The organism is Streptomyces anatolicus (assembly GCF_019400875.1).
GTDB lineage: Bacteria > Actinomycetota > Actinomycetes > Streptomycetales > Streptomycetaceae > Streptomyces > Streptomyces anatolicus.
Genome location: NZ_WMBF01000319.1, coordinates 1 through 7,297 on the forward strand (window position 1 = coordinate 1; position 7,297 = coordinate 7,297).

Genomic DNA, 7,297 nt, shown 5'->3' on the forward strand with positions numbered 1-7,297 from the left:
ATCCACGCCCACGCCCACAACGACTACGAACACCCCAGACCGCTCCTCGACGCCCTCGCCCACCGCTTCCACAGCGTCGAGGCCGACATCTTCCTCGTCGACGGTCAGCTCCTCGTCGCCCACGACCCGGTGGACCTCGACCCCTCCCGCACCCTCGAATCCCTCTACCTGGACCCGCTCGCGGCCCGCGTGCGCGCCCACCACGGCTCCGTGTACCGGGGGTACCACCGCACGCCCTTCCAGCTCCTCATCGACATCAAGACCGAGGGCGCCGCCACGTACGCCGCGCTCCACCGCCATCTGCGGCCCTACCGCCACCTGTTCACCACGTACGCCCACGGAAAGGTGCGCCGCTCCGCGGTCACGGCCGTCGTCTCCGGCCACCGCGCGGCCCGCGCCCCGATGGAGGCCCAGAAGGTACGGCACGCCTTCTACGACGGCCGCCTCGCCGACCTCGGGACCCCGGCGTCCGCCTCCTTCATCCAGCTGATCAGCGACAACTGGTCGCTCAACTTCAGCTGGCAGGGCACAGGCCCGATCCCCGCGGCCGAGCGCGCCAAGCTGCGCGGCATCGTCTCCTCGGCCCACAAGCGCGGGCAGCGCGTCCGCTTCTGGGCGACGCCCGATCTGCCGGGCCCGCAGCGCGAGGCGGTCTGGGGCGAACTGCTCGCCGCCGGTGTCGATCACCTCAACACCGATGACCTCGCGGGGCTCGAAGCCTTCCTCGACGCCCGCCGCCGATGATCTTCGCGGATCAACCTCCGCGCAAGTAGAACCCGTTCGGAGCACAGGTCAGAGACCCGGACGCCCCCTCCGCTGCGCCAAACTGACGGCCGGAAGCCGCGGTTCCCGCGTGGCGGAGGAGGTACTTCCCATGGCCGTTTCGATCTCTGTCGTGCTGCTGCTCGTGATCCTTGCGGTGGTCTTTCTGCGCAACGGAGCACTCAAGATCTCGCACGCCGTCGTCTGTCTGCTGCTGGGCTTCTACCTGGCGGGCACGAGCATGGCGCCGACCATCCAGGACGGTCTGACGGCCACCGCCGACATCGTCAGCGGAATCCGGCCATGACCGTTCCTTACGGGTTAATGAACAACTGACGCTGTTTCATGGACACTTGAGAAGGCTCGCTCTAGCTTCGGCGCATGCCCAGCAGAGCGCGCCGCCTCGTCCCCGCCAGCGTCCTGGCCCTGACCGTCTCCCTCGCCGTCCCCGCGTACGCCGACGACATCCCCAGAGCGCCCGGCCACCGGCTCGTCAAGAGTTACGAGGGCGCGCCCGCCGCCGCCCGGCCGCTGCCCGGCACCCCGCCGCCCCAGCACCCCTACCTCGCCGCCAACGGCCGCAGCGGCATGCACGCCGACGCGGCGGGCAGCGGCACATACCCCTGGAGCGGGCCGCTCGGGAAGCAGCCGGCGGTCGACAGCGAGAAGATGGCGGCGCTCGGCGGCGAGTGCGCGACCGTCACCTTCGACCGCGACGGCCGCATCGTCACCGTCTGCGGCACCTTCACGGGCTTCCTGGTCAAGCTGCTCGACCCCGGGACGCTGGAGACGCTGGCCGAGTACAAGCTGCCCCAGCGGCCCTCGACGGTCGAGGCCATCACCCGCCTGGACTTCTCCAAGATCTTCAAGGACACCTCGGGCGGCGCCTACTCCTACCTCGACCACAAGGACCGGCTCGTCCTCGCCGACTCCCGGCAGCACATCGTCCGGCTCGCGCACGAGCGGACCGGGGACGGCGGGTGGCGCTTCGTCGTCGACAAGGAGTGGGATCTGACGGCGCACGTTCCGCATGACTGCGTGACCTGGTCAAATCTCTACCCGAGCGGCGAATGTGACCCGGTCACGTCCGTGATGCCGGACTGGGAGGGGCGCATCTGGTGGGTGACGCGGCAGGGGCGCGTCGGCACCGTCGACCCCGAATCCGGCGACATCCGGGCCGTGCGCCTGGACGGCGAGGAGATCCAGAACTCCTTCTCGGTCGCGGAGGACGGCGTCTCCCTCGTCTCCGACCACGCCCTCTACAGCTTCCGCGCCGCCCCCGACGGCACACCGCAGGTGATCTGGCGCCAGACGTACGACCGCGGCACCGGCACCAAACCCGGCTCGGTCAACCAGGGTTCGGGCACCACCCCCGACCTCTTCGGCGCCCGTGACGAGTACGTGGCGATCACCGACAACGCCGACGACCGCATGAACGTCCTCGTCTACCGGCGCGGCGCCGACGTGCCGGACGACAAGCGGCTCGTCTGCAAGGTGCCCGTCTTCGGCTCGGGCGCCTCCACCACCGACAACTCGCTGATCTCCTGGGGCGACAGCCTCGTCGTCGAGAACAACTACGGCTACGAGAACATCACCTCGCTCACCTTCGGCCGCAGCGTCGTCGGCGGCGTCAGCCGCATCGACGTGCGCGAGGACGGCAGCGGCTGCGACACGGTGTGGGAGAGCGACGTGCGCGCCCCGTCCACCGTGCCCAAACTCTCCACCGCCAACGGCCTGTTGTACTTCTACACCAAGGAGCCCCACAGCCTCGGCGTCGACGCCTGGTACCTCACCGCGGTCGACTTCCGCACCGGCGACACCAAGTGGAAGCGGCTCGCCGGTACGGGCATCGCGTACGACAACAACTGGGCGCCCGTGACCCTCGGCCCCGACGGCACGGCCTACGTGGGTGTCTTCAACGGCCTGGTCGCGGTGCGGGACACCGAGTGATCCCGTAGGGGGCCGAGTGATCCCGTAAGGGACGGGGGTCCGTCACGTCCGGGAGAAGACGCCGATGCCGTTGGGCACCGGGCGCTCCACCCCGCCGCTCGGGTTGTTGCGCACGGTCACCGCTTCGGCCCCCGGAGCCCGTGCGACCAGTGTCGACGTGGCCGAGACCAGCGTGGAGGAGCCGCCGCCGTCCAGACTGAAGCCCTCGCTCGCGCCCAGCCCCCGCAAGGTCTGCGCCACTTCGGCGATGGTCAGGCCCGTGCGGAACTCGGGAGAACCGTCGAGGGAGAGCAGCACAAGACGCCGGCCCCCGTCGGCGATCCCGGCGGCGGTGCGCACCGCCGAGGTGGTGGGGTCGAGACCGGGCAGCGGCACGCCGTTGCGCAGTACGGGGTAGCCGCCGAGCGCGAAGCGGAAGGGCACCCGTGAACCGGCGGCCACCAGGCGGTGCCTGACCTGCACCCGGTCGCCCGCCGACAGCTTCCGCAGCTCCTGCGCGCCCGCCTCACGCCCCACGAGGACCGTGGTGTCACGGGTGATCGGGCCGCTGCCCGGCGTGCCGGCCGACTCCACGACACGCCCGTGGCGGACCGTCACCTCGTGCGTGTCCGTACTGCACGGCGCGCCGCGGCTGGTGTCCGTGCCGCACGTCGCACGCACCCGCGAGACGGCACCCCAGTCGCTGGTGAACGCACCCACGGAACCCACCGGCAGCGCGTACTGATTGAGCCCGCCCAGGGGAAGCCGGGTCTGCCGGGTGCGGACCTCCCCGTCCAGGGCGAGGTCGTCCAGGCGCGCCCGGCGGTCGGCCCCCACCCCGAGAACGGCCCGGGTGGTGACGCCCGGCGGCATGGCGGGCCCGAAGCGCTGCCCGTCGGGGACGGCGGCCTTCAGCGGGCGGCCGTTCGCGATCATCGGGCCGACGGGCGCGCCGGTCGCCTCGACACCGGGGTGCTGGGTCTCGGTGATGTTGAAGAAGTCGCCGTTGATCCCGCCGACCGCGCCGACGCCGTCCGCGAGCGCCGAGACCGGGGCGCGTGCGGCGACCTTGCCCGGGTAGAGCAGGCCGACACGGGTGCCCGGATGGCGCAGGTCGACGTCGAGCACATGGGCGCGGGCGGTGCCGCGCGCGGCCGGGATATCGAAGTGGCGGTACTCGACACCCGGCGCGATTCTCGTGGCCGCCGCCCGCCGGTCCTCCCCGACGGCGCCGCTGGCCGGTGCCGCTCCCGTGAGAGACGCACCGGCCAGCGTGCCGAGCGTGGCGAAGAGGGCGAGGGCCGTTCTGAACCGTCCGCCGTGCTGCGTCTGCCGTGTCACAGATTCCCCCTGGGGTCGGCCGGGCCACCAACTGTCCCAGCGGTCAGCGGAGTTCACCAGAGGCCGGTGGTGCCGTACCGACCAGCCGGGAACGGATCAGGAAACGTACGCCCTCCGGCGCCTCCAGCGAGAAGCCGCTGCCTCGCCCCGGCACGACGTCCACGATCAGCCGGGTGTGGCTCCACACTTCGTACTGGCTCCTCGACATCCAGAAGGTTATGGGCTCCGCCACGCCGTCCACGGTCAGCGACGCGAGCGGTATGTCGGAGTCGCCGGTACGGAACTCGCCCGCCGGGTAGCACATGGGCGCGCTGCCGTCGCAGCAGCCGCCGGACTGATGGAACATCAGCGGCCCGTGCGTCTCGCGCAGTCGCCGCAGGAGCCGCGCGGCCGCGGCGGTCAGCTCCACGCGGGGCGTGTCGGCCTCGCGGGGCGCGTCGGCCTTGCTCTCATGGCTGTCCATGGCACGACCCTGGCCCCCGGCACGTTGCGAGAGGGTTGCACGCGAAAGGGCGCGGGCCAATCGTGGGATTGCCGGGCCGTGTCGCCGCCCGTGCGGCGGCGCGGCGGTGAAGCTGGGGCGATGCGCTGGGTCCTCTCGTCGATCGCCGTCCTCTCCCTGGCCGTTCCCGCCCCGGCCGCCGCCGGGACCTCGGCCCCCGCCCCGCCGTGCGACGCGGCCACGGGCCCCTACCAACGCGAACTGGAGCGCGAAGTGGGCCTCCCGGTCGACGGGCGGCAGTCGCCGGCCGACTGCGAGGCCATCCGGCGCCTGCAACAGCGCCTCGGCATCCGCCCTGCGGACGGGCACGCCTCCACGCGCACCTACCGGTTCGTCCTCGCCGACCGGATCCGGCGCGACCCCGCCGAGCGGCGCGGCTGCCCGGCCAGGTCGTACCGCGTCACCTGCGTGGACCTGACCCGGCAGATCCTGTGGACGCAGACCGGACGCAAGCTGGTCTTCGATCCCGTGCCGGTCCGCAGCGGCCGCGACGGACTGGAGACCAGGCGCGGCTGGCACCGCGTCTACTGGAAGAGCCGCGACCACTTCTCCTCCCTCTACCAGGTCCCCATGCCGTTCGCGCAGTTCTTCGACGGTGGCCAGGCCCTGCACGGCACCCGCTCGGACCTCTTCTCCGCCGGCTCGGGCGGCTGTGTGAACCTCGCCCTCGGCGACGCCGAGCGGCTTTACGGGCTCCTGAGGAAGGACGACCACCTGTTCATCTGGGGGGCGAAACCGGGCACGGACGGCTGACACCGCCGGTGCCCGGTCCCGCCGCGCCTCACTTGTCCTTCTTGCCTCCGCCGCGCGCGTTGGTGAGCGTCACCGTGACGCCCTTGGCGGCATTGCCTGCGGTGACCTCGTGGGGGCCGCTCACCGTCCTCGCGGGCAGCACATAGCCGTCGGGCACGGCGGTCTCCTTGAGGTAGTACGAGCCGAGGTCGAGCCCTTGGAACTCGCACCGGCCCCGGCCGTCCGTCGCGCACCCCCGGTCGACGAGGCTGTCCCGGCGCGCACCGGCCGTCTGGAGGCCGGGGGTGCCGTTGGTCTCGCGCCACAGCTGGAAGACGGCACCGGCCAGTGCCTTGTGCGTCTTCTTGTCCTTCTTGACGACCGTGAGCTTGCCCGTGGTGGTGGGCTCGCTCCGCGCGGTGTTGAGCGCCTCGACGGAGACGCCGTCCGACGCGCTCGCCTCGGTGAGGACCAGCGGGCCGAAGACCGCCGGGTCGGGAAGGACGTATCCGTCCGGGGCCTTCGTCTCGACCCAGTAGTACGTCCCGAGCGGGACCTCCGCCCCGCACCGGCCCGCGGCGTTCGTCGTGCACGGCGCGCCCGTCGCGGTGTCGGGGTCCGTCCCGCGCCGCTGGAGGCCGGGGGTGCCGTTGGTCTCGCGCCACAGCTGGAAGACGGCACCGGCCAGCGGCCTGCCCGTCCTCTTGTCCTTCTTCACGACCGTGACGCCGCCCTCGGTGACGACGTCCTCCTCCTTCTCGTTCGTGGCCGTGACCGACACGCCGCCGGAGGCGTTCTCCTCGGTCAGCTCCAGCGGCCCGAACACGTTCGGCGAGGGCAGCTCATAGCCGCTCGGGGCCTTGGTCTCGCGCCAGTAGTACGTGCCGAGCGGCACCGTGCGTACGCACTCGCCGGGCGCCTCGGTGACGCAGACGCCGCCGACCTTCGTGTCGGCGTCGCCGCCGCGGGTCTGCAACCCTTCGACGCCGTTGGACTCCTGCCACAGCTCGAACTCGGCGCCCGCCAGCCGCTCTCCGCCGTCCTCGTCCTTCTTGACGACCTCGACCTGGCCGGTGGTGACGTCGTCGCCGCAGTCGGGCAGGTCCCCGTCGAAGGGGTAGTTGTGGAACTCCTGGCCACCGCCGCCCGTCGCCGAACTGGTGTGGGTGAGCGAGCCGGTGGTGAAGAAGCGGCCGTTCATGCCCGGCACGCTGACCGTCGTCATCGACCCCTGGTTGCCGACCAGGACACTGCCCTGGAACTGCCCGGTGCCCTTGAAGGTGACCGAGGTGGCGTCGGGGAAGTTCCACAGCAGCCGGTTGCGCAGCTGGTTGAACGGGCTGCTGTCGTCGATGGTGCCGCTGTAGGTGTTGAGGGTGCGGGCCGCGCCGAGCACGTTGACCAGCACGGTGGCGCCGTCCGGGATCGCCGCGAAGCGGATGCCCTCCTGGCCGCCGCTGCCGCTCATCAGATCGAAGTCGACGTTGAAGACCTGGAGCGCCGAGATGCCGTCACCGGTGAACAGCGTCTCGCCGCCCGCGTGCACCACCCTGCCGGTGGGGGTGCGCGTACCGCCGTCGGGGTGCGCGTAGCACTGGCTGGCCTCCGTCAGTTCGTCCCGCAGCGGGACGTACGGATCGGCGGCGTCGGGATCCTTGCGCAGGGTGCCGACGATCCTGCCGGACGTGTCACCCGCGTGGCGCACGACACCGCCCTCGGCGAGCAGCCGCTCCCCGGCACCGACGCGCACGTCGCCTCCGGTGGTGAGCCAGTCGGAGCCCACCGGAGGCGCCACCCGGGAGCCGACGCCCGCCTCGCCGATGTTGTAGACGCTGCTGGCGCCCGCCACCTTGTCCTGGTCGAAGTCGCCGAGGACGACGACGCGCCCCTCGGCCTCCGCCGCCCGCTCACGGACGAGGAAGTCCTCGCCCACGTACATGTTGATGCCGGCGTCACGCCACCGGATCGCGCCGTTGTGGACGGGCGGATAGCCGTCGGGCGGGCAGTTGCCCGGCACACACGGTCCGAGCC

7 protein-coding genes are annotated in these 7,297 nt (G+C 71.8%); 4 read left to right on the forward strand and 3 right to left on the reverse strand.

The window, feature by feature from the left end:
* The 3 genes from GKQ77_RS23480 to GKQ77_RS23490 all read left to right on the forward strand — a co-directional run.
* On the forward strand, positions 1–744 hold a 744-nt coding region (locus GKQ77_RS23480), incomplete at its 5' end, for a phosphatidylinositol-specific phospholipase C/glycerophosphodiester phosphodiesterase family protein (protein ID WP_219690911.1).
* A 130-nt stretch (positions 745–874) separates the two neighbouring features.
* Complete coding sequence (locus GKQ77_RS23485) at positions 875–1,069, forward strand: hypothetical protein (RefSeq protein WP_125511104.1); 195 nt, start codon at positions 875–877, stop codon at positions 1,067–1,069.
* A 74-nt stretch (positions 1,070–1,143) separates the two neighbouring features.
* Positions 1,144–2,712, forward strand: a complete 1,569-nt coding sequence (locus GKQ77_RS23490) for a hypothetical protein (RefSeq protein ID WP_219690912.1) — start codon at positions 1,144–1,146, stop codon at positions 2,710–2,712.
* Positions 2,713–2,754: 42 nt separating this feature from the next.
* On the opposite strand, the gene GKQ77_RS23495 is transcribed toward GKQ77_RS23490, so the two are convergent.
* Both GKQ77_RS23495 and GKQ77_RS23500 read right to left on the reverse strand, forming a co-directional pair.
* Positions 2,755–4,032, reverse strand: coding sequence for a phosphodiester glycosidase family protein (locus tag GKQ77_RS23495; RefSeq protein WP_219690913.1), 1,278 nt, complete (start codon positions 4,030–4,032; stop codon positions 2,755–2,757).
* 43 nt (positions 4,033–4,075) lie between these two features.
* Positions 4,076–4,495 carry a DUF779 domain-containing protein gene (locus GKQ77_RS23500; protein ID WP_219690914.1) on the reverse strand — a complete coding sequence of 140 codons (420 nt, stop codon included), beginning with the start codon at positions 4,493–4,495 and terminating at the stop codon, positions 4,076–4,078.
* Positions 4,496–4,615: 120 nt separating this feature from the next.
* Here GKQ77_RS23500 and GKQ77_RS23505 point away from each other — a divergent pair, with 120 nt between their 5' ends.
* Positions 4,616–5,287 carry a L,D-transpeptidase gene (locus tag GKQ77_RS23505; RefSeq protein ID WP_219690915.1) on the forward strand — a complete coding sequence of 224 codons (672 nt, stop codon included), beginning with the start codon at positions 4,616–4,618 and terminating at the stop codon, positions 5,285–5,287.
* A 28-nt stretch (positions 5,288–5,315) separates the two neighbouring features.
* Here the strand turns inward: GKQ77_RS23505 and GKQ77_RS23510 are convergent.
* The coding region (locus GKQ77_RS23510) for a choice-of-anchor A family protein (protein WP_219690917.1) at positions 5,316–7,297 on the reverse strand (1,982 nt) is incomplete at its 5' end.